General features: G+C 68.1%; 21 protein-coding genes and 1 tRNA gene. 4 read left to right on the top strand and 18 right to left on the bottom strand.

Translation table 11 applies throughout. The annotated features are described in order from the left end of the window. Positions 1–425 precede the first annotated feature (425 nt). The 14 genes from AC0CH8_RS09560 to AC0CH8_RS09495 all read right to left on the bottom strand — a co-directional run bounded on the left by AC0CH8_RS09560 (position 426) and on the right by AC0CH8_RS09495 (position 12764). Positions 426–1472 (bottom strand): Leu/Phe/Val dehydrogenase, encoded by a 1047-nt coding sequence (locus AC0CH8_RS09560; protein ID WP_465239689.1) that lies wholly within the window; start codon positions 1470–1472, stop codon positions 426–428. A 24-nt stretch (positions 1473–1496) separates the two neighbouring features. Then, positions 1497–1573, bottom strand: a tRNA-His gene (locus AC0CH8_RS09555). A gap of 49 nt (positions 1574–1622) precedes the next feature. Next, positions 1623–2348 carry a type II secretion system protein N gene (gspN, locus tag AC0CH8_RS09550; protein WP_465239688.1) on the bottom strand — a complete coding sequence of 242 codons (726 nt, stop codon included), beginning with the start codon at positions 2346–2348 and terminating at the stop codon, positions 1623–1625. Further along, complete coding sequence (gene gspM / locus AC0CH8_RS09545; protein ID WP_465239687.1) at positions 2345–2815, bottom strand: type II secretion system protein GspM; 471 nt, start codon at positions 2813–2815, stop codon at positions 2345–2347. The genes gspN and gspM overlap by 4 nt, the downstream gene beginning before the upstream one ends. Beyond that, positions 2812–3888 (bottom strand): type II secretion system protein GspL, encoded by a 1077-nt coding sequence (gene gspL / locus AC0CH8_RS09540; RefSeq protein ID WP_204200464.1) that lies wholly within the window; start codon positions 3886–3888, stop codon positions 2812–2814. Before gspL ends, gspM begins: the two co-directional genes overlap by 4 nt. Next, positions 3885–4841 carry a type II secretion system minor pseudopilin GspK gene (gene gspK / locus AC0CH8_RS09535; protein WP_465239686.1) on the bottom strand — a complete coding sequence of 319 codons (957 nt, stop codon included), beginning with the start codon at positions 4839–4841 and terminating at the stop codon, positions 3885–3887. Before gspK ends, gspL begins: the two co-directional genes overlap by 4 nt. After that, positions 4831–5490, bottom strand: a complete 660-nt coding sequence (gene gspJ, locus AC0CH8_RS09530) for a type II secretion system minor pseudopilin GspJ (protein ID WP_465239685.1) — start codon at positions 5488–5490, stop codon at positions 4831–4833. Before gspJ ends, gspK begins: the two co-directional genes overlap by 11 nt. Continuing rightward, positions 5487–5873, bottom strand: a complete 387-nt coding sequence (gene gspI, locus AC0CH8_RS09525; RefSeq protein ID WP_465239684.1) for a type II secretion system minor pseudopilin GspI — start codon at positions 5871–5873, stop codon at positions 5487–5489. Before gspI ends, gspJ begins: the two co-directional genes overlap by 4 nt. After that, entirely contained in the window at positions 5863–6351 is a 489-nt protein-coding gene (locus AC0CH8_RS09520) for a GspH/FimT family pseudopilin (RefSeq protein WP_465239683.1), read from the bottom strand. Before AC0CH8_RS09520 ends, gspI begins: the two co-directional genes overlap by 11 nt. Next, positions 6326–6763, bottom strand: a complete 438-nt coding sequence (gene gspG / locus AC0CH8_RS09515; RefSeq protein ID WP_204200459.1) for a type II secretion system major pseudopilin GspG — start codon at positions 6761–6763, stop codon at positions 6326–6328. The genes AC0CH8_RS09520 and gspG overlap by 26 nt, the downstream gene beginning before the upstream one ends. 22 nt (positions 6764–6785) lie before the next feature. Then, positions 6786–8009 carry a type II secretion system inner membrane protein GspF gene (gspF, locus tag AC0CH8_RS09510; protein ID WP_465239682.1) on the bottom strand — a complete coding sequence of 408 codons (1224 nt, stop codon included), beginning with the start codon at positions 8007–8009 and terminating at the stop codon, positions 6786–6788. An 89-nt stretch (positions 8010–8098) separates the two neighbouring features. Next, positions 8099–9688 (bottom strand): type II secretion system ATPase GspE, encoded by a 1590-nt coding sequence (gene gspE, locus AC0CH8_RS09505; protein WP_465239681.1) that lies wholly within the window; start codon positions 9686–9688, stop codon positions 8099–8101. Further along, positions 9685–11922 (bottom strand): type II secretion system secretin GspD, encoded by a 2238-nt coding sequence (gspD, locus tag AC0CH8_RS09500; protein ID WP_465239680.1) that lies wholly within the window; start codon positions 11920–11922, stop codon positions 9685–9687. The genes gspE and gspD overlap by 4 nt, the downstream gene beginning before the upstream one ends. Next, on the bottom strand, positions 11919–12764 hold the full coding sequence (locus AC0CH8_RS09495; RefSeq protein ID WP_465239679.1) for a type II secretion system protein N: 846 nt from the start codon (positions 12762–12764) through the stop codon (positions 11919–11921). The genes gspD and AC0CH8_RS09495 overlap by 4 nt, the downstream gene beginning before the upstream one ends. 113 nt (positions 12765–12877) lie before the next feature. On the opposite strand from AC0CH8_RS09495, the gene AC0CH8_RS09490 reads away from it, so the two are divergent. Then, on the top strand, positions 12878–13528 hold the full coding sequence (locus AC0CH8_RS09490; RefSeq protein WP_465239678.1) for a prolyl hydroxylase family protein: 651 nt from the start codon (positions 12878–12880) through the stop codon (positions 13526–13528). A 40-nt stretch (positions 13529–13568) separates the two neighbouring features. On the opposite strand, the gene AC0CH8_RS09485 is transcribed toward AC0CH8_RS09490, so the two are convergent. From AC0CH8_RS09485 to AC0CH8_RS09475, 3 genes are read right to left on the bottom strand one after another with little or no spacing between them, the layout of a single operon-like run. Next, positions 13569–14399, bottom strand: a complete 831-nt coding sequence (locus AC0CH8_RS09485; RefSeq protein WP_465239677.1) for a GNAT family N-acetyltransferase — start codon at positions 14397–14399, stop codon at positions 13569–13571. After that, complete coding sequence (locus AC0CH8_RS09480; protein WP_465239676.1) at positions 14387–16228, bottom strand: glycoside hydrolase family 15 protein; 1842 nt, start codon at positions 16226–16228, stop codon at positions 14387–14389. Before AC0CH8_RS09480 ends, AC0CH8_RS09485 begins: the two co-directional genes overlap by 13 nt. After that, positions 16221–17033: an SDR family oxidoreductase gene (locus AC0CH8_RS09475; protein WP_465239675.1), complete on the bottom strand. Its 813-nt coding sequence runs from the start codon at positions 17031–17033 to the stop codon at positions 16221–16223. Before AC0CH8_RS09475 ends, AC0CH8_RS09480 begins: the two co-directional genes overlap by 8 nt. Before the next feature lie 252 nt (positions 17034–17285). Here AC0CH8_RS09475 and AC0CH8_RS09470 point away from each other — a divergent pair, with 252 nt between their 5' ends. Both AC0CH8_RS09470 and AC0CH8_RS09465 read left to right on the top strand, forming a co-directional pair. Further along, positions 17286–18329, top strand: coding sequence for a ferritin-like domain-containing protein (locus AC0CH8_RS09470; RefSeq protein WP_465239674.1), 1044 nt, complete (start codon positions 17286–17288; stop codon positions 18327–18329). A 17-nt stretch (positions 18330–18346) separates the two neighbouring features. Further along, positions 18347–19390 carry a ferritin-like domain-containing protein gene (locus tag AC0CH8_RS09465; protein WP_465239673.1) on the top strand — a complete coding sequence of 348 codons (1044 nt, stop codon included), beginning with the start codon at positions 18347–18349 and terminating at the stop codon, positions 19388–19390. Between the two features lie 132 nt (positions 19391–19522). Here AC0CH8_RS09465 and AC0CH8_RS09460 read toward each other — a convergent pair whose 3' ends face one another. After that, on the bottom strand, positions 19523–20338 hold the full coding sequence (locus AC0CH8_RS09460; protein ID WP_465239672.1) for an outer membrane protein: 816 nt from the start codon (positions 20336–20338) through the stop codon (positions 19523–19525). Positions 20339–20686: 348 nt separating this feature from the next. On the opposite strand from AC0CH8_RS09460, the gene AC0CH8_RS09455 reads away from it, so the two are divergent. Beyond that, the gene (locus AC0CH8_RS09455; protein WP_465239671.1) at positions 20687–21703 is read left to right on the top strand and encodes a sensor histidine kinase; all 1017 of its coding nucleotides are present in this window, start codon (positions 20687–20689) and stop codon (positions 21701–21703) included. The last annotated feature ends 2 nt before the right edge of the window (positions 21704–21705 follow it).

Here is a 21705-nt window from a genome sequence, read left to right as displayed (position 1 = left end):
CGACGCTTGAGGATGGGATCGCGCGACTACCGGGCCGGCAATGGAGACGTGGGTCAGGCGACGACCGCGGGCTAACCAGTCTTTGCAACGAGGATCATTGCCCTTGCGCTGGATCGCACCAACGCGGAGGTTCGACCCGTGACGACATCTTGCCGCGCCATCGACGCCACCGTCGCGCTGGCCATCACCGGCGGCAATGCCGTCAGGACCGTCTCGACCGGCTGGGCACGGGCTCGGCAGGTCGTGCACATGGCACGACCGACCAGCGCTGCCCTCTACGCGGCGATCACGGCTGACACGGCGCTATGCTCCTGGAGCGTAGACGCCACGCCGCATCATCCTGCCGAGCGGGTCTTCACCAATAACGGGAAGACATCGCCCTCTCCTTCCCGGTTGCCGACAATGCGTAGGCGGCCAACGAGCGCTCAGCGGCCGATCAGGCGCTTCGCCAGTTGGTCCGCCACGTCCGAGGCCGGTTGGCCGGTGCGGTCGCTCTCGTCCCAGACCTCCACGAGGCGCTCGGGGATCCGGGCAATACGCGCCATGACTTCGGATTCGTCGCCGTGGCCGAGATATTCGAGGCCGACATTGATGATGCCGCCTGCGTTGATGACGTAGTCCGGCGCGTAGAGGATGCCGCGGTCGTGCAGCCGCTGGCCTTCGCCGCGGGTCGCAAGCTGGTTGTTGGCACCCCCGGCGACGACCTTGGCGGTCAGGGCCGCGATGCTCGCCTCCGTCAGGATCGCGCCGAGCGCGTTGGGGCTGACGAGGTCGACATCCTGGGTCAGGATCGCGCCCGGCGACACCACGGTCGCGCCGAGTTCCCTGGCCATACGGTCGGCACGCGCAGAATCGACATCGGCCAGCGTCAGGATCGCGCCGTCCTTCGCCAGCAGCTTGGCGAGGCCACCGCCGACCGAGCCGAGGCCCTGCACGGCGACGCGGACACCCTTCATGTCGGTCGCGCCGAGGCCGCGCGCGGCGGCGGCCTTGACGCCCAGATATACGCCATGTGCGGTGTAGGGGCCGGGATCGCCGCCCGCCGCGCCGCTCGCGACGGGCAGGCCGGAGACGTACTTCGTCTGGCCGGCGATCACCTTCATGCGCTCTTCGGACATGCCGACATCCTCGGCGGTCACGTAGCGGCCTCCAAGCGACTCGACCGAGCGGCCAAAGGCTTCGAGCTGCGCGGTGGTGATGACGTCGCCGGGCTTCGCAGCAAGGACGACGCCCTTGCCGCCGCCCAGCTCCAAACCAGCCATCGCGTTCTTGTAGCTCATGCCGCGCGACAGGCGCAGTGCGTCGGTGATGGCGGCGTCGGTGGTCGCGTAATGCCAGAAGCGCGCGCCGCCCGCTGCCGGTCCGAGCGAGGTCGAGTGGATCGCAATGACGGCCTGAAGCCCCGATGCCGGATCGGTGAACAGGTGGACGCCCTCATGGTCGTCGAAATCGGGAAAGCCCCAATCGGTCATCGCGGGTTCTCGGCTGTGAAGAAGTGGGGCGACCGACGGGACTTGAACCCGCAACTTCCGGCATCACAAGCCGACGCTCTAACCAATTGAACTACGGTCGCCGCGAAGAGCAGCGCCCCTAGCGTCCTCGGCGCCCCGCCGTCAAGGCCATCAGAAGCGTCCCTCGACCGAAAGCCGAAATCCGTCCGGTCCCGCGGTAAAGCCGCTGGCGGTCAGTCGCTCGATTGCGGCCGGGTCCGTGGGGCGTAGCGACAGGTCGGCACGGTAGCGTCCGCCGCCGGTGATGCGGAGCGCGATCGCCTCCGTTCCCCCCGCGCTGGCGAGCGGCAGTAGGAGTGCCCCGGCGTCGCACCGGGCGTTGCCGCTGACCGACGACGGCAGTGCGATCCCTGCCGACTCGCCCGCCAGCGCGGCGACGACGCGGCCTTGCGCCGCGACGCACTGGCCGTCCTGGAAACGCACGGTCAGCGCGTCGAGGTCGATGGTCGACACCGGCAGCGGCTGGAACGAGGCCCCGGTCGCAAGGCGTGCGGTAAGTCCGTCGACTCCCATGCCGCTGCGGCTGACGAACGCCTTGCCCGTCAGCGGCGGTGCACCGATCCCGCCGGGTCCGTTCATGACGATCGTCGCGCGGCCCGCCAGCAGCGGCAGCGGCGACAGGCGGGCACGCAGATCGCCAACTGCGAGGTCGCCGAACTTCACCTCCGACAGCGTCGCGCCCCAGATCGTGCCGCTCACCGATCGCGCGACGACGCCCTGATCGCCTACCCCGGCCCAGCCCAGCACCAGCCGCATCGGCAGGAACACGATCAGCGCGGCCACCAGCATCGCGCCGAACAGCGCAGTCGGACCGGTCGTCAGCCGGATGCGCCTCATTGGCCGCGGCTCCGCAGCACCAGCCGCGCCGCGACGGTGCGGTCGCCATTGTCGGTCAGGGCGGCGCTCTCGACGACGATGCCGTAGCGCTCCAGCCGCGCCAGCCACGTCGACAGCGCCGCCCCGCGTGCCGCCGCGATCGTCACGCGCACGCCGTCGCCGCCGTCCGGATCGATGCTGGCAAGCGGGAAGCCCGCTTCCTCCGCGCGGGTTCGGACGATCTCCGTCAGCGTGCCGACGATCGGCGGGGCGCGACGTGCCTGCCGCAGTGCATCGACCAGATTGTGAGTCTCGCCCAGCCGGATGACCGCCGCCGCATGCCGTTCGCGCGCGCTCGACAAGGCATTGGCGGCGGGACGGATGATCAGGCCCCAGACGATCGTCACGACCGCGAGCGCCGCCATGACCAGCAACAGCCGCTGTTCGCGCTTGGCACGCTGCACGAACCATGTCCGCAGGGCGATCATGGCGCGATCACCGTCAGTTCGCCGCTGACCCGGTTGCCGTTGGCGACGAAGGTGCTGGCTCGGACGGTAAAGCCCGCGCGCTCCAACGCTCGTTTCAGGTCCGTCGCCGCCGATTCGCGCTCGGTCGCGACCGACAGGCGCAGGGCACCGTCGTTGGCGAAGTCCAGCCCGGTCAGTTCCGTCTGCGGCACCGAGCGTATCGCCGCAAACGCGGCGGCCGTCGTGGTCGAGAAGCCGACGCCGGGTCCGAATGTCCGCCGCTGCCGCTCCGTCAATTGGCGGGAGGGATCGGTCACCGTCTCGCCACGCGGCAATGCGGTGGCGGCGAGCGCGTCGGCCTGTGCCTCCAGCCGATCGGCGGCGAAGCTGTACTTGGCGAGTCGCACAAGCGAGATCGCCAGCGTCACCGCCAGGATCGCGAGTGCCAGCACCGCAAGCCGCCGAACCAGCCGCCAGTCGATCGCGAAGCCGCGCCGCCGCGCGAACGGTCCCTGCCGCAGATCGAGCGCGGGCTCCGCCGCCGCCCGGAACAGCGCCGCATCCAGCGCGGCGCGGTCGAGTGGTTGGGGAGGCGTGTCGCCGGTGACCAGATCGGTCAGTCGCGCCTCGTCCGCGAAGCCCGCGGTGCGACCGCGCACGACGCCCTGCCCGCCGATGTCGGCGCGGATATACCCTTCGTCAGGGCGCGGGAGCAGCATCGGCGCGGGGATCATCGCGACCGGATCGACGCCGGCGCTCGCCAGTTGTTCGAGCCACGCCTGCATCGTCCCCGCACCGACGACGCCGATCGGCCGTTCCATGCCTTCGCCTTCGCTGCCGACCGCGACGTGCAGCTCGCCGACCGGCGCAGCGCTCGCCTCCGCCGCCAGCAGCCGCGCCGCCGCCACGCCCTGCGCTGCGCTGCGGGTCGGCAGGTCGGCCCAGTGCAGCGTCACCGCATCGGCCGGCGTCACCGCGACGATGGGATCGTCACCCTCCGGTACGCCGTCGCCGCGCGCCATCGTCCCGCCGTCGCCGACGCGAAGCCAGCGGAACCCGGCATCGCCGGCGGGGAGGAACAGGAGCGTCGTCATATATCCTCGCCCCATTGCCGCGACACGAGCCGGACGGGAAGCCTCGTCGCGTCGATCAACGCTCTTTCCTCCAGCGTCGCGCCCGGCACCGAAACGTCGATCCGGAGGTCGAACCAGGTCGAGGTGACGGCGGTGTCCTGGCTACCGGCATTCGCGAGCCCCCCGAAGACGGCGTTCGCATCGCCATAACCCTGCGGCGGGCGCCTCATCAGCAGCGCCCGCGCCGCGTCGACCGACAGCGTGTCGGGGCCGACCATCGCCAGCAGAGGCGCCTGTTCGGGCAGCAGCGTGTTGACGTTGATCTTGGCGGCCTCGGTCGTCGGCAGCGCGCAGACCCACGGACGCAGCGCCGCGTAGATCTCCGGCGTCACGCCCGCAACCGCGCGCAATTCGCTGGGGTCGGCCATCAGCGTCCCCGCCGTGCGATACCCGGTGTAGCGCGCATCCTCCGCACCGCCGGCCTGCTGGTCCTGATCGGTGTCGATCCAGTCCGCCGCGCCTCCCGCGACCTGCTGCGCCACCTGTTGCGGAATGCCGATCAGGCCCATCAGCCGCGTGAAGCGAACGCGCTGCGTGATGTCGCCGGAGGAATACACCCCCGGTGCAACCTGCGTGACCAGACCGTTGAGGTTGAAGCAATTGCCGCCGTCGCTGACCCGCGCCGTCGCCAATCCGCCGCCGGGTAGGGGCAGGCCGAACGGCCGTCCGCTCCACCCGCCGGCCAGTGTGATGCGCTTCGGGCTGCTCACCATCAGGTCGCCGACCCGCACCACCGCCATCGCCTCCGCCGCGACGGCATAGGCACGGGCCTGCTCGCCCGAGGCGGCGTTGGACGCCAGCCGGGTCGACAGGCGCAGTTTCTCCAGCGCGCCGCCCGCCATGACGGCAATCACGGCGACCAGCATCAGCACGGTTAGCAGCGCCGCACCGCGTTCGCGCGGATCAATTCGCATTGTCGGCTTGCGACACGTCGCTGTCGGGCTGCACGGGCGGCGGCGCATAGCCGGTGCCGACGAGGAACATCGCGCGGTAGAACGTCCCGTCGCGTCGGGTCAGCCGCATCTCCAGCGCCTGCGGCAACGGCACGCCCCCCGCCCCGTCCCACCGGTCGCTCCACGCACCGTTGTAGCGATAGCGAAGCGTCAGGTCGCGAACGCCGGTCAGCATCGGCGTCGCGGAGAGCGGCGCGGCCCCGTCGAGTTGCGGATAGCCGATGCGCTGGAGCGTACCGTCGACGATCTGCCAGACCAGCTTCTGCGCCCCCGGCCGCGCCGCCGCATCGATGTTGGTCCAGCCTCCCCGGACGAGCGCGAGCGTCCCGTTCTCGCCCACGAAGGCGGGTCGCAGCGTGCCGGACTCGTCGCGGGCGGCACGCGGGATCGCCTGACCGAGATCGGCCGACATCGCGGAGATCGTCCGCACCAGCGCCGCACCGTCGTCCAGCCGCTTCGTCGTGGCCGCCTGCGCCCGGATGCTGAACGACAGGATCGCCACCCCCGCCGCCGCGATCATCCCGAAGATCATCAGCGAGACCATGACCTCGACCAGCGTAAAACCCTGCTCGGCAGACTGCCTATCCAGCAAAGGCGCGCGGGGCGTCATGTCGTCAGTACCGGTACGCTCGGGGGCCGGATCATCGTCACGCGGCCGACCACCTGCCCACGGCGATTCGCAACTGCCACGTCGATTCGGACCACCCTCGAGTCGCCAACCGAGGACACCTGCCGGGTCCAGCGCCACGGGAGACCGCCGTTGGTCTCCGCCCCGGAGGTGCGGCCGGGCACGGGCGCCTCCGCCTCGGTCAGGGCATCGAGCGCGACGTTGCGGGCGACGAGTTCGGCCGCGACATCCTCGTCGATGATGCTCGCGCCGCGCACCGTCGCGCCCTCCAGCCGGACGAGCGCCAGCACCGCGAGGCTGAATACCGCCAGCGCGACCATGATTTCGATGAGCGTGAAGCCCTGTTCCCGCCGGTTACTGGGCATCGGCGCGGACCTCTCCGTCGGCACCGATGCTGACCAGCGCATCGGCAGTCCCGCGCTTTAGCCGGATGTCTGCGCCACGATCGGCGGTGCCGGTCGGGTCGAAGGTCACGCGTACCCGGCCGCTGGCGTCGGGAATACTGGCGCGCGTCCCCTCCGACCAGCGCTCGACGCGCAGCGGCTTCTCGGCGAGCGGCACCCACGCGCCGTCGCTGCGGCGGTCGAAGCCATAGCCACCACTGGTGATCCACAGGCTGACCGGCGCCCCGCCGACGATCGCCACGTCGCGCGCCGCCTTGATCCGGGCGGCGAAGCGCAACCCCTCGTCGAGCACGCGGCCTCTCGGGTCGGGCATCGCGAACGCGACGACGGCCGCCGACAAGCCGATGATCGTGACGACGATCATCAGTTCGATCAGCGTGAAGCCGCGCTCGCCGGAGCGGTCGCGGGCTCGCTTACTGCCAGCTGCCGATATCGGCATTGATCCCTTCGCCGCCTTCCTTGCCGTCCGCACCATAGGTCCAGACATCGGCCTCGCCGTGCTGCCCGGGCGACGCGTAGAGGTAGGGCTTGCCCCAAGGATCGTCGGGCAGGCGCTTGATATAGCCGCCCTGCTGATAGCGGGAGGCGTCGACGCCGGACGGTGCGCTGACCAGCGCGTTCAGGCCCTGCGCAGTCGTCGGAAATACGCTCATCTGAAGGCGATACAGTTCCAGCCCGCCCTCGATCTGGGCGATGTCGGCCTTCGCCTTCTGAATGCGCGCAGTGTCGCCCGATGGCAGCACGTTCAGCGCGACGATCGTCGCGAGCAGGCCGATGATGACGATCACGACCATCAGTTCGACGAGCGTGAAGCCGTTACGCTTCGGCGGCTTCTTGTCCTTGGTACGCATGTAACCTCTCATTGTCCTGCCGCTACCCGCCGGCCAGCGTGTTCAGTTGCAGGATCGGCAGCAGGATGGACAGCACGATCGTCGCGACGATGCCACCCATGATGACGATGATCGCCGGCTCCAGCAGCGACAATGCGGTCGCGGTGAAGCGATCGAACTCGCGTTCCAGATAGTCGGCCGCGCGTTCCAGCATCTCGTCCAGCCGCCCCGCCGCTTCGCCGGACGCCGCCAGATACGTCAGCAGCGGCGGAAAGACGCCCGCGCGCCGCATCGCCGCCGACAAGCTACCACCGCCGCGGATCGCCTCGACGATGTCGTCCGACGCGACGCGAAGCCGGCGGTTGTGGATCGTGCCGGCCGTCAGCATCAGCCCGTCGAGCAGCGGCAGACGACTGGCGACCATCGTTCCCAGCGTCCGCGCCATCCGCGCCGCATGCAGGTCGCGCAGCAGCCGCCCGATCAGCGGAATGCGTAGCAGCCAGCTGTCGAAGGCGAGCCGGATCGGTGGCTGCTTCAGCGCCTGCCACAGCACCACGCCGGCCAGTGCCACGCCCAGCAGCATCGCCCACCACCACCCGACCAGCAGATCGGAAAAGGCGATGACCATACGCGTCAGGAACGGCAATTCCTGCCCGACCGTGTCGAACTGCTCGACGACCTGCGGGACGACGAACATCATCAGCGCCGAGACGACTCCGAGTGCGACGATCGCGAGGATCGCGGGATAGGCTAGCGCGGTAATGAGCTTGCCGCGGATTTCCGCCTGCCGCTCGAGCAACGCCGCCAGCCGGTCGAGGATCGTCGGCAACGTGCCCGAACTCTCGCCCGCCGCGACCATCGCGCGGTAGAGGGGCGGGAAGCTCTTCGGCTCGCGCGCCATCGAATCGGCGAGGCGGCGCCCCTCAACGACACCGACATGTACCTGAGCGACGATCGCGCGGACGCTGTCCTGCTCGGTCTGGCGAGTGATCGTTCGCAGCGACTCCTCCAGCGGGGATACGCGGTTGAGTGTCGCGAGCTGGCGCGTGAACAGCGTCAACTGCTTGCCGCTCATCTTCGCGCGACCCAGCTTGAGCCCGAACAGCGGCCGCGCGGTCGCGACCGGCGGCGATCCGGGTTCGAGGCGCACTACATACAGCCGCTGCCGGTCGAGCGCGGTCCGCGCGGCGTCGATCGACGCTGCGGCAACGTGTCCGCGCTTTTCCGCACCGCGCGTGTCGATGGCGATGTAGTCGAAGTCAGCCATTGGACAGGGGGGCCCTCACCCTTCCGTCGCTTCGCTCCTCTCTCCCTCTCCCGCGGGGAAAGCGAGGGGCCGGCCAAGGGTAAGGGTGATTACGCATCCACCGCGTCCAAGACATCGGTGACATCGCGCCGCGACACCCGCACCGCTTCCTCCGGCGTTGTCTCGCCCGCCAGCACCAGTTCGCGTGCGGCAGTGGCTAGGTTCGTGGTGCGCGCAAAGGCGTGATCGGAGATCGCCTGCTCGTCGCCGCCCTCGTTGATCAGGCGGCGGATCGTCTCGTCGACGCGCACCGCCTCGAACACGCCGATGCGGCCCTTGTAGCCCGAATGGCCGCACTTCTCGCATCCGACCGCGCGGCGCACCTTTGCCGCCGGATCGATGCCGAGCAGCGGCGCTACCGTCTCGCGCGCCGGCACCGGCTCGCGGCAGACCGGGCAGAGCCGCCGCACCAGCCGCTGCGCGATCACGGCGCGCAGCGTCGAGGCGAGCAGGAACGGCTCCACCTTCATGTCGCGCATGCGCGTGATCGCGCCGACGGCGTCGTTGGTATGGACCGTCGACAGCACGAGGTGGCCGGTCAGCGACGCCTGCACCGCGATCTCCGCCGTCTCGCGATCGCGGATTTCGCCGACCATCACCACGTCCGGGTCCTGACGCAGGATCGCGCGCAGGCCCGCCGCGAAGGTCAGGCCGACCTTGGCGTTGACCTGGGTCTGGCCGACACCGTCGACCGCATATTCCACCGGGTCCTCGACGGTCAGGATGTTGCGGCTGCCGTCGTTCAGCAGGCGCAGTGCAGCATAGAGGCTGGTGGTCTTGCCCGAACCCGTCGGCCCGGTGACGAGGATGATGCCGTTCGGCTCGGCTAACGCGCCGCGCAGAAGGGCGAACATCGACGGTGTCATGCCCAGCGCGTCGAGGTCGATCCCGGCATTCTCCTTGTCGAGGATACGCAGCACGACCCGCTCGCCCGCGCGGCTGGGCAATGTCGAGACGCGTACGTCGAGCAACTTGCCCCCCAGCGTCAGGCCCATGCGTCCGTCCTGCGGAATACGACGCTCGGCGATATCGAGGCGGGCCATGACCTTGATGCGGCTGACCACGACGGGGGCGACATGCGGCGGCATCCGCAACGTCTCGCGCAGTACGCCGTCGATCCGCATCCGCACGACGAGGCCGGTTTCGTAAGGCTCGATATGGATGTCCGACACGCCGTGGCGGGCCGCATCGGCGATGATTCCGTTGATCAGGCGGATAGCCGGCGCGTCGTCCGCCGTATCGAGCAAATCCTCCGCGGTCGGCAGCCCGTCCGCCAGCAGGTCGAGCTCGTCGCCCATGCCGACCGCGGCCAGGGCGTTCGCCTGGCCGTCCATCGCGTAAGCATCCGACAGCAGCCGGTCGAATGCCTGTTGCGGCACGATCGCCACGTCGAACGGGCGACCGAGATGGCGACGCACCTCGATCAGCGCCTTCGGGTCCGCGCCTTCGCGCAAGCCGATCGTCAGGTGCCCGTCGGTATCCGTCGCCTGCACCACCACGCCGAAGCGGCGGGCGAACAGATACGGGATCGTCACCTGCGGCAGGTCGGCGACGCCGCCGGTCGGCGGCGGCGGCAGGATAGCGGCCTGCACGGCCTGCTCCTCGGCCAGCGCCAGTTCCTCGCCGGTGCGGATTGTCATTTCCGCTCCGGGCGGATCGTCTTCGCGCCTTGCAGCGGAGCGGCGATATTGGGGTCCTCGATATTGCCTGGCAGGGGTGCGCGGGGAATCGGCGGGGCGGCGTTCAAGTAATCGCGCACAAGCTGGTCGATCGATGGCTCCGCGCCCGGCTCCGCATAGCCCTGCGACGCGCGGAGGTAGCCGTAGCGCTGTTCGGTGACGCGGCGGCTGTCTTCGGCGTTGCGGAGGATGGTGGGGCGGATGAAGACCATCAGGTTCGTCTTCGTACGCGATTTCGCCTTCGACCTGAACAGGTTACCCACCACCGGAATATCGCCGAGGAACGGGATCTTCTCGATCGTGCGGCGTTCGTTGTCGTCCAGCAGGCCGCCGATGACGGTGATCGCGCCATCGTCGACGGTGAAGGTATTTTCGAACGCGCGCTTGTTGAAGATCAGTTCCGAATTGTCGCTCGACACCGGACCCGCGACCGAGCTGACCTCCAGCCGCAGATACATCTTCAGCGAGCCGCCGGTATTCACCTGCGGCTTCACGTCGAGCTGGATACCGACATTCTGGCGCTGCACGGTGCGGAAGGCATTGTCGAAATTGCCGGGCGACAGCGCCTGCCCGGTCGTCACCGGCACCTCCTGCCCGACGAGGCTGTGCGCCTGCTGATTGTCGAGCGTGATGATGTGCGGGACCTGAAGCAGGTTCGACGTATTGTCGCTCTTCACCGCATTGATGATCGCGCCGAAGATCGTGTCGCCGATCTTGCCGCCCCAGCCCGCGAAGCCACCTGTGGTGCCGAGGATCGAGCTGACCGCCGACTGCGCCAGCGTGTCGGACACGGTGTTGTTGGTCGTCGTCGTCGTCGTGTTGCCGTTGATGGTCGTCGTCGTCGTCGCCAGTTCGCGCGCGCCGACGGCGCCGGCGATCGTCAGCAGGCTGGGCGCGGTATTGGTATAGGTCGACGCGGCGAAGGCACCGCCCGAAAGATTGCCCAGCAGGAACTGCGCGCCGAGCCGGCTGACGGTCTGGTCCGACACTTCGGCGACGATCGCCTCGATCAGCACCTGTTCGCGGCGGGTGTCGAGTTGGCGGATCACCTCGGTCAGTTGGCGCTGGATGTCCGCGGGGGCGGCGATGACGATCGCGTTGGCGCCCTGGAAGCGGGTGACGACCGCCGCCGTCCGCCCGCCCTGCGTGGTGACGGCGGCGTTCTGCGCGTTGGGCTGGCCGCCGCTGCCGGAGGATTGCGGCGCGGCCTGCTGCACGGGTTGTACCGTGCGCGAACTCGTGCCGCCGCCGGTGCCACTGGCCGAGTTGCTGGTCTGGAACGACCCGCGCGACAGCGTCGTCTCCTGCACGGGATCGGGCGTCTGACCGACGAGCTGTTGCAGGACGGGGAGCAATTGCTCGGCGTCGGCATTCTCCAGGAACACGACGCGGATTTCGGTGCCGCTGCGCGCCTTGCGATCGAGGTCGGCGGCGATCTGCGCCAGCCGGCCGACCGTCGCGGGGTCGCCGCGCAGGACCACCGAGTTGCTGCTGTCGATCGACACGATCGAGATGCCGCCGGCATTGCCTCCGCCCGCGGACGGCGCGCCGCCCTGCCCCTGCGGCTGTCCAGCCGCCGCCGATCCGCCAGAGGCCAGCGCCTGAAGCGCGGTCGCGATCTCCCGCGCGCCGGCGTTCTGGAGCGTCACGACGCGGGTCGATGAGTTATCGGTATCGATCCGCCGCAACACTTCGCGGATGCGGCGGATATTGTCGGCGAAATCGACGACGACGAGACTGTTGCCGCCGCGATTGGCGGTCACCGCACCCTGCGCGGATACCAGCGGCCGCACCGTCTCGACCGCGCTGGCCGCATCGACCGAGCGCAGGCGGACGATCTCCGTCACGAAGCTGTTGCGCGCCGCGCCGCCCGATCCGATCCGCGTCGGCTGGCTGGCGGCATTGTCGATCGGCTGGATACGGAGCGCGCCGTTACCCGTCGGCACCGCGACGAGGCCGTTGGCCCTGAGCGTCGACAGGAACACCTCGAAATATTCGGAGCGGGACAGCGGCCGGTCGGTGACGACGGTCACCTTTCCCTGCACGCGATTGTCGATGATGAAGGTGCGCTGCGTGACGCGAGCGGCGTCGGCGATGAACGCGCGGATATCGGCATCGCGGACGTTCAGCGTGGTCTGCGCCAGCGCGGGAGCCGCCAATACGACAGCAGGGATCAGGAGATGGGAAAACTTCACGGACGGGAGCCTGCAACGGAAATGGAGAGCGACAGCGTCTGCTGCCCGCGCTCGACGGTGATGGGGACGTTGCCGCCACCCGCAAAATCGGCGGTAACCCGGTCGAGATCGCCGGGGCCGCTGACGGGACGGCCGCCGATCGACGTCACGACGTCGCCTTCGCGCAGGCCCGCCTTCTGAAACACGACGCCGCTACCTTGTGGCCGAACGATCAGGCCGCTGATCCTGCCACCGTCGAGGCGTGGGATGAAGCCGATCTCCTGCCGGATACGGCTGGCGGGCACGGCATCGGCCACTGGCGGTTGTGCTACACCGGGGGCGGCAGCGGTCATCGGTACGGCCCCCGCAACCGGCGGCGCCGGGGTCGCGCCGGATTGGTCGAGGAACAGGTCCTCGGTCGCGCCACCCCGGTCGAGCGTGATGTGATCGAACGCCACCGCCTTCAGGCGGACGCCGGGCTGGACCTCTTCGCCCACCGCGACGCTCTGCTGCACGCCGTCGGGGCCTGCCACGATCGCCGATCCGCGGCCGGTCGCCTCGTCCAGACGGATGCCGAACAGCGTCAGTTGCAGGCTGGTGACGGCGGCGGGCGCGTCGGCGGGGGCACCCAGACGGAAGAATGGGTCGAAGCCGGACAGGATCGACAGGGGGCTGCCCGGCAGCGCGATACCCGCCGGTCGCCAGTCGCCCAGCGGCGTCACGGGGGTGGCGACGACCCATAGCAGCCGCGCGACCTGCGTCGCGAGACCGGCCATGAGCGCCAGTTCGGCCACCGAGTAGACGTTGACGCGCGGAAGCCGCCGCAACCAGCGGCGCGCACGCGCGTCGAGCTTCAACTGCATCGCAATCCCATCCCGCCCGATCGCCCTATCGACGCCATGTTACGCGATTGCGTCAGCGGACTGAAACAAAAAGGCGCTGGCGGAGAACGAACGCCTGCTGGCAGGGTGACGGCATGACGACATCCGGTTCCGGCATCGACGAAGCCCCCGTGGCGGCCAGCATCCTCCGCCAGTCCGGCGTACAGCGCATCCCCAGCCCCAAATTGACGCTGTTCGTCCGCCGCGACTTCCTGTCGCCCGAGCTTTGCGCGGCGCTGATCGCGCAGATCGATGCGGTGCGCCGGCCCTCCACGATCGCCGACGCCACGGGCGATGACGGCTTCCGGACCAGCGAAACGGGCGATCTCGACGCTGACGATCCCGCCGTCCGAGAGGTGGAGGCGGCGATCACGGCGCTGACCGGTCTCGATCCGGCGCATGGCGAGCCGTTGCAGGGACAACGCTACGCCGTCGGGCAGGAGTTCAAGGGGCATACCGACTATTTCGAGCCGAACGGCGCGGACTTCGAGCGCTATTGCTCGGTCGCGGGCAACCGGACGTGGACGGTGATGATCTACCTCAACGAACCCGAGGCCGGCGGCGCGACCCGGTTCAAGGCGGTCGACAAGATCATCCAGCCGGAGACCGGTAAACTGGTATGCTGGAACAACCGCCGCCCCGACCGGACCATGAACCCGGCCACGCTTCATCAGGGCATGAAGGTCCGGGCGGGCGCCAAATACGTCGTGACGAAGTGGTTCCGGGAGCGGCCCTGGGGCTGGTGAACAAGAGCGCCGGTGAGGAGTCGTGGCTCATACCACCACCTCATTCCCCGACATCCCGCACGAAGCGGTATCCCTCCTGCCCCAACCCGACCGTCCGGTAAAAACCGTTGGCGTTGCGCACCGCGATCGCGCCGACCGCCTCGACGCTCCCGCACCCTTGATCGACCATCGCCGCCACCGCCGCGTCGAACATCGCCCGCCCGACGCCCCGGCGTCGCGTGGCCCTGTCGACCACGATCGCGGTAAGCCGCCCGATAGGAGGCGCATGCAGACCCAGTATGATGTGCCAGGCGATGCAGCCGATGACCCCGCCGCGATCCGCCACCAGCACGCCGCCGCCGCTTCGGCGCAAGGCGTCGAACCGGTCCGCCGACACCGACTCCTGGGCGTCGAGCAACGCCGCGACCGCCTTCAAGTCGCCTTTCACGGCAGGCCGGACACGCAGTTCAGGTTCAGGTTCAGGTTCAGGTTCGGGTTCAGGTTCGGGTTCAGGTTCAGGTTCTCTCTCCTTCACCTGCTGAGCTTGACGCGGCTTGCGCGCCGCCACGATTGTCTCCGCGGACTCCTCCTCCTCGGCCTTTTCCACGACCGGCCGCGGCGGATACCGCACCGGCGTCACGTCCGCGGACGCTGCCCATGTCGATCCCTCCGCCTTGCGCAGATAGCTTCGAACATCGTCTGCCGTCGCGGTCAGGCCGTCGTCGCCGATGCCCAGCAAGGCCTTTCCGCCCGCATCCGTGAGTCCGTATTTGCCATAGTCGCCCGCTCCCGGCTTGCGCCGGCGCGACTTGACCAGCTTCATGCCGCGATGCGCCGCTGCCTCCCGCAGCGCGTCGTCGTCGTCGCGACCGACCGGCATCAGGGTTGCCAATTGGGCTGGTAGTTTTTGTCGATCCGGCGATCGATGAAGAAGGCCGCGCTGATGAACGCCAGATGCGTCAAGGCCTGCGGGAAATTGCCGAGCTGCAAGCCACGTTCGTCCAGTTCCTCGGCGAACAGGCCCAAGGTGTTGGCATAGCTCAGCCCCTTGGCAAGGATCATCTGCGCGTCGTCCAGCCGCCCGGCACGCGCGAGGCATTCGGCGTACCAGAAGGTGCAGGTCGTGAACGCGCCCTCCCCGCCCTCCAGCCCGTCGGTGTTGCGATAGCGATAGACCAAACCGTCGTCGCACAGATGCTCCTCGATCGCGTCGAGCGTCTTGAGCCACACCGGATCCGTTGAGGATACGAACCGCATCAGCGGCATCATCAACAGGGCCGCGTCCAGTTCGGTGCCGCCCCGCTCCTGCACGAAATAGCCGTGTTCCGGGTGCCGGAAGTTCGCCCAGACATCCGCGACGATGGCATCGCGGCACTCCGCCCATTCGACGATCGGGGCGGGCAGCGACCTCTTCTTCGCCAGCCGGATCGCGCGGTCCATCGCGACCCAGCACATGACTCGCGAATGCAGGAAGTGGCGTGGTTCGGATCGCATCTCCCAGATACCGGCATCCGGCCGATCCCAATTGTGCATCACATAGTCGACGATGCCGCGGACATGCTCCCAGCCCTCGTGACTGATCGCCGCGCCGTATTTATTCGACAGATAGGTGCTGTCCATCAGCTCGCCGAAGATATCCAGCTGGCTCTGCGAATGAGCCGCGTTGCCGATCCGCACCGGTCGGCTGCCCGCGTAGCCCGCGAGATGATCGAGCTCGGATTCGTCGAGCGCCTCCGACCCGTCGATCGCGTACATGATGCGGATCGGGTTATCGGCATCCGCTGCCATCATCCGCTGGCCGACCCATTTCCGGAAATGCTCTGCCTCGTCGTAGAAGCCCAGCCGCATGAACGCATAGACGGTGAACGACGCATCGCGGATCCAGCTGGCGCGATAATCCCAGTTCCGTCCCGCCCCCGTGGCTTCCGGCAACGAAAAGGTCGCCGCCGCCGCGATCGACCCGTGCCGCCGCGACGTCAACAGCTTCAGCGCGAGCGCGGAGCGAAGGACTTCCTCGCGCCAGCGGCCCCGATAGGTCGAATGCCCTGCCCAGCCTCGCCAGGCCTCGGTCGTCGCGACGATTTCCGCTGCGATCCCGGCATCGACGGGGCGCAGCAACGCCTCCTCGCCCAGCGCGAACCATGCGGTTTCGCCCGCGGACAGTGTGATGCGCGCCTCCACCGCGCCCGGTTCACAGGTCAGCGGCACAGACGCGAACAGCCGCAGCGTCAGGTCGCGGCCGGCGAAGCGGATGCCGCCGGCCTCCTCCGTCACCTCCGGCACCTCTCGCGCATAGTCGAAGCGCGGCGCACACCGGATCGTAAAATCCACCGCCCCGCGCGTCACCGTGATCCGCCGGATCAGGCAGCGCGCCTCCCGGTCCGGATGCGCGCGGGCATCGGGATGCGGCATCAGGTCGAGCACCTCCGCCGCGCCGCTCTCCGCCATCCAGCGGGTCAGCAGCAGGTTGGTGTCGGGCACGTACAGCTGCAGATTGCGCGGCGACTCCAGATCGGGCCGGATCGTGAACGTCCCGCCCGACCCCGGAGACAGCAGGTCGGCAAAGATCGACGGACTGTCGAGCGACGGCCAGCACAGATAATCGATCGTCCCGTCTCGCGCGACCAGCGCCGCCGTCTCCAGATCGCCGATGATTCCGTGATCGCCGATCGTCCTGAGCGGCGGCACCGTTCCGGCCTTGGCCGCGGCGGCCTCAGCCATTATCGCGGAATTCCGGGTAGAGCGCCATGCCGCCATCGACGAACAAGGTCGTGCCCGTCACGTAATCCGCCTCGTCCGACGCCAGCCACACCGTCGCGCGCGCGACATCCTCGGGCTCGCCGATCCGCCCATACGGGATCAGGCGCAGCAACTTCGTCAGCGCCTCGTCCGTCTCCCAAGCGTCCTTGTTGATCGGCGTGCGTATCGCTCCCGGCGCGATCGCGTTCACGCGGATGCCGTCGCCCGCCACCTCCTGCGCCAGTGATCGCGTGAGCATCCGTACGCCCCCCTTGGCGGAGGCATAGTTGATGTGCCCCGCCCAGGGGATCACTTCATGCACCGAACTCATCGCGATGATCGCCCCGGCACTGCGCGCCGGCCGCCCGTCCTTCGGCTGCGCACGGAAGCGGCGGACGGCTTCGCGCGCGCACAGGAACTGCCCGGTCAGGTTGATGCCGATGACCGTGTTCCAGTCTTCCAACGTCATGTCGGCGATGCCCGCGTCCTTTTGGACGCCCGAATTCGCGACCAGCAGATCGACGCGGCCGAACGCCTCGGTCGCCTCGTCGAACAGTCGCACGACATCCTCCTCCTGCGACACGTCGGCGCGCACCGCCACGGCGCGACCTCCCGCCGCCCTGATCCGGTCGACGAGTTCGTCGGCAGGCTCTGGATGAGAGCGATAGTTGACGACGACCGCCGCCCCCTCGCCCGCCAGCGCCTCCGCCACGGCGAGACCGATGCCGGAACTCGCCCCCGTGACGATGGCGGCATGATTGTTCAGGCGCAGGCAGGTGTCGGGCACGCGAGGTCTCCGGAAAACGTCGGTTCTCCGGGGTAACGGTCCAGCCGCGGATGGGATGCGCGCGGCGTCGCCATCCCGATGGGATGACATGCCTGATGCACGTCTATGATCCTTATCAGTTTGATTTCACTGTATCTTTTTAGGCGCCAAAACGTTCTCTCGGCGATCGTCCGTGAATGACCGCGGGCGATCCTGATGACGACCGCGGATGGACGCGGCGTCTGGCGCAATGCTCTCAAAAGGGGATGCCGCATGTCGGATGATTCACAATTGATCGGGGTTCTGGACCGCCGCGTGCAGCGACGGGGCGAGCGCCGCGAATTCTTCAGGGCCGCGATCGGTGCGGCGGCGATCGGCGCCAGCGCGGTGGCGTTTACGTCGACAGCGAAGGCGCAGACCGCGAACCTCGACGCCGACATCCTGAATTTCGCGCTCAACCTCGAATATCTCGAAGCGCAGTTCTACAGCTACGCCTTCAGCGGATCGGGACTTCCGGACGACCTGCTCGGCGGATCCACGTCGCAGGGTGCCCGAGGCAGCGTCATCACCGGCACGACCAACCCGGCGCGCGCGGTGGACTTCAGCGGCGAACCGCTCATCCAGCAATATGCGCGCGAGATCGCCGCCGACGAACGGGCGCATGTCAGCTTCCTGCGCACGGCGCTTGGCTCCGCGGCGGTCGCGCAGCCCACGATCAACATCGCCGGCGACGCTGACGGCCCGTTCACCGCGGCGGCGGCGGCGGCGGGCGTCACGCTGACCAACGGCGTGTTCGATCCCTACGCCTCGCCCGACAACTTCCTGCTCGGCGCGTATCTGTTCGAGGATGTCGGCGTCACCGCCTACAAGGGTTCCTCGTCGCTCCTGACCAACAACACCTTCCTCGACGCCGCGGCCGGCATCCTCGCCGCCGAGGCGTTCCACGCGGGGATCATCCGCGGCGCGCTCTATCGCCGCGGCCAGGCGATCCCGGCGCTGGTGACCGCGACGGAGCAGATCTCCGACGCACGCGACGCGGTCGACGGCTCGACCGATCAGGCCGGCCCGCCGCAAACCTATGCCGACGACGATCAGGGCGTCGCGTCGCGGCCCACGCCGGTGACGACCGAGGCTGGCACGTCGACCGGCACCGGCTCGAACTTCGTGCCGACCGATCCGAACGGGATCGCGTTCGGCCGGACGGCGCAGCAGGTCCTGAACATCGTCTACCTCAACACCGCCAACGCGGCCGCGGAACTGGGCGGGTTCTTCCCCGCCGGGGTCAATGGCGGCATCCGCGTCAGCGCCGCCAAGTGAGCAGGGGAGTCACCATCATGAACGACAAGATCGATTTCCTCGCCACGATCGAAAAGGCGGAACATCAGCGCATGGCGCGCCGCAACTTCATCCGCATGTGCGGTGGCGCGGCGGCGATGACCGGCGGCCTGTCGCTGCTGTCGGCTTGCGGCGATGACGACACGCCGGACCCGGTCGTCACGCCGACCCCCGCGCCGACGCAGGCCCCGGTGACCGACGCCGACATCCTCAACTTCGCGCTCCAGCTCGAGTATCTGGAGGGCAACTATTATTCATACGCGGTGACAGGCAGCGGCATCCCCGCCAGTCTGCGCACCGGTACCGGCTTCCAGAGCGGCGTCATCACCGGCTCCGGCGACGGAGCGGCGCGGGCGGTCGACTTTTCCGACCCGGTGATCGCGCAATATGCGCGCGAGATCGCGTATGACGAGCTGGCGCACATCACCTTCCTCCGCACCCAGCTCGGATCGGCGGCGGTGGCTCAGCCGAGCATCAACCTGTCGGGCAGCGCAGCGGTCGTCACGCCCGGAGGGGCGACGGTACCGGGCGCATTCACCGCTGCCGCACGCGCGGCCGGGGTGATCGGTGCGAACGAGATCTTCGACCCATTCGCGAACGACATCAACTTCCTGATTGGATCGTACCTGCTGACGGATGTCGGCGTCACCGCCTATCGCGGTTCGGCGCGCCTCATCACGAACAAGACCTATCTCGACGCATCGGCGGGCATCCTGGCGACCGAGGCCTATCACGACGGCGTCATCCGCTCGTCGCTCTATGCGCTGGGCCTGTCGGCACCGGCGACCTCGATCTTCGACCGCATCCAGCGCATTTCGGACTCCCGCGATGCGCTCGACGGCTCGACCGACACCGACCAGGGCATCGGTACCGCGAGCGAGGCCAACCTCGTCCCGACCGACGCCAACGGGCTGGTGCTGGGCCGGACGGCCAATCAGGTGTTGAACGTCGTGTTCCTGAATGCCGCCGTCGGCACGCAGCGCGGCGGCTTCTTCCCGGAGGGGGTGAACGGCAACATCAGGACCACGGTCGCCAATCCCTGACGCGCTACCCTGCATGAAGAAACCCGGCTTCCGCGAGGAAGCCGGGTTTTTCTGCGCCTCGCTTCTAAGCCACAAAAAAAAGGGGCCGGGCCACTCGCGTAACCCGGCCCCTTCTTCAAGCACGGCGCAACGTCAGAAGCGGAACGCTGCCGTCGCGCGCAGGCTGTGCCAGCGAAAATTGTCGTCGCCGCGGCGGAAATCGGTGCCGCTCGTCGTGCCACCATTGGTGCCATTGGTGAACGGCGTGCCGGCAGCGCCGGTCGCACGGACGCGGTAGTCGTTATCCTGATACTGATGGAACATATATTCCATGCCGATCGAGAAGTTGCGGCCGATCTTCTGCTCGATGCCGCCGCCGCCCAGGATACCGAACTGATTGCGGTCGCCGCTGCCCGTGAAGGTGTTCGTGGTGTTGGTCGAAGCGAAGCGGCGATCGATCTTCGCATAGCCCGCACCGAACGTGCCGTAGAACAGCGTCGTGTCGACCGCGTAACCGGCGCGGCCACGGACCGACGCTTCCCAATCGACGTTGCGATACATCACATAGCTCGCGGGCGTGCTGGAGAACCCGGTCACCGCATCGGTGATCTCGGTCTTGCCGAACTCGCCGACCACGCCGACGACGATGTTGCCGCGCTGTGCGTCCAGACCGACGCGACCATAATAGGCCCAGCCGTCCTTGTCCTTGTAACAACCGCCGCCATTCGCCGGCGACAGCTGCGACCGTGCCGCGCCGTTGCAAAAGCCCGGACCGAAGGCGTTCGCGCCGGTGCCGGTCAGGACCTGATCGCCGAAGCGGCCGTCGAGATTGCGGTCGAACTGGATCTGCGATCCGCGATCGTTGCCCTGCACATCGTAGCCGCCGGCGGCCCCGACATAGAGGCCTGAAAACGGCTGGTCCTCGGTCGTCTCCTGCGCGGCGGCAGGAGCAGAGGCCATGAACGCCATCGAGGCTGCGGCTAGAACTACTTGAAAGCGCATAGATTTTTTTCCCGGACTGTCGCGTCGAGGGCAAGAACCGGGATCGGCGGGAATAGGTCCATCGGTTGCAATCGATAGATCGAGACCTGTTGCAGTGCGGCAACACCTACGAGCTCGACGATCCGGGATCATCATCTGATGTCGCACTCCCCGCTGGCGAGTAACGGTCCGGGTAGTTGAGCCGTGAGCACTGATAAATGAAGGTAAATACTTCGCTCAATATAGTTTCCCGAGATTGATCGTTGACAGCGCAAGCTTTTGGTGGAGCCATATCGCTGGTCGATACGTTGGACGCGCTTCGAACAAGGATAGTCTGTGTCGAACATCGCGAGAACACCGCCTGCATGGATGACGGCGCAGTTCGCCGAACCGCGGACGGAGTCGGAACGGCTTGCGTTCGACTGCCTCGTCGCCTTCCTGGCGGCCGCCAGTACGGTTCTCGCGCGTCTCGGGATTGAGTTGGTCGTTGGCGGTGTCGCGCCGTTCGTACTGACCTTTCCCGCGGTCATGATAGCGACACTGGTGGCCGGCGGACGTGCCGGAACGATCGCTGCGGTCTGCTGCCAGTTGCTGACCATCCGCTACGTCTTTCCCAATTGGGTCTCCGTGCACGGCGGCATCACCACCGACCTTGCCAACATCCTCTTGTCGACGGCGGCGCTCGCCGGGTCGATCTGGGCGACCGCCGCCTACCGCAGCGCTGCGGCGCTGGTCCGGTCGCAATGCGAGCGGCGCGTGCAGACGCTGTCGCTGTTCATCGACGAGATGGACCACCGCACGAAGAACAACTTCCAGATCGCGGCCGGCCTGCTGGCGCATCAGTCGACCGGCAATCCGGATCTTGCGCACGAACTCGACAAGGCGGCGTCACGGCTGGAAACGATCGCCTCGGTCTATCAGGACCTGTCGAGCCGGATGGCCACGCCGCAGGTCATCGACCTCGGCGGCCATATCTGCCGGATCGCGTCGCTGTTGCGGACGGGCGCGGCCCCCGATCACGTCGAGGTGATCTGTCGCGTCGACCCGATCGACGTTCCCGTCCAGTCGGCGATCGTCATCGGCATCATCGTCAACGAATGGGTTACGAACGCGCTCAAACATGCGTTCGACGACGGTGGCGGCCTGATCGGCGTGAAGGTAACAGCCACCGCCTCCACGATCGAGATCGTCGTCCAGGACGATGGCGGGCGCGATGCCGCGACCGACATGGCGGGGCACGGCGGCGATCTGATGCGGTCGCTGGCGGAGGTGATCTCCGCCCGCATCGCCATCTCTCATGGCAAAGGCGGCACCTGCTGCACACTGACGCTGGACCGCCCGCACTCAGGGTAGCG

The organism is Sphingomonas sp. AC435 (assembly GCF_979253005.1).
The sequence above is the reverse complement of the archived record's forward strand: the minus strand, read 5'-3'. Positions and strand labels throughout refer to the sequence as shown.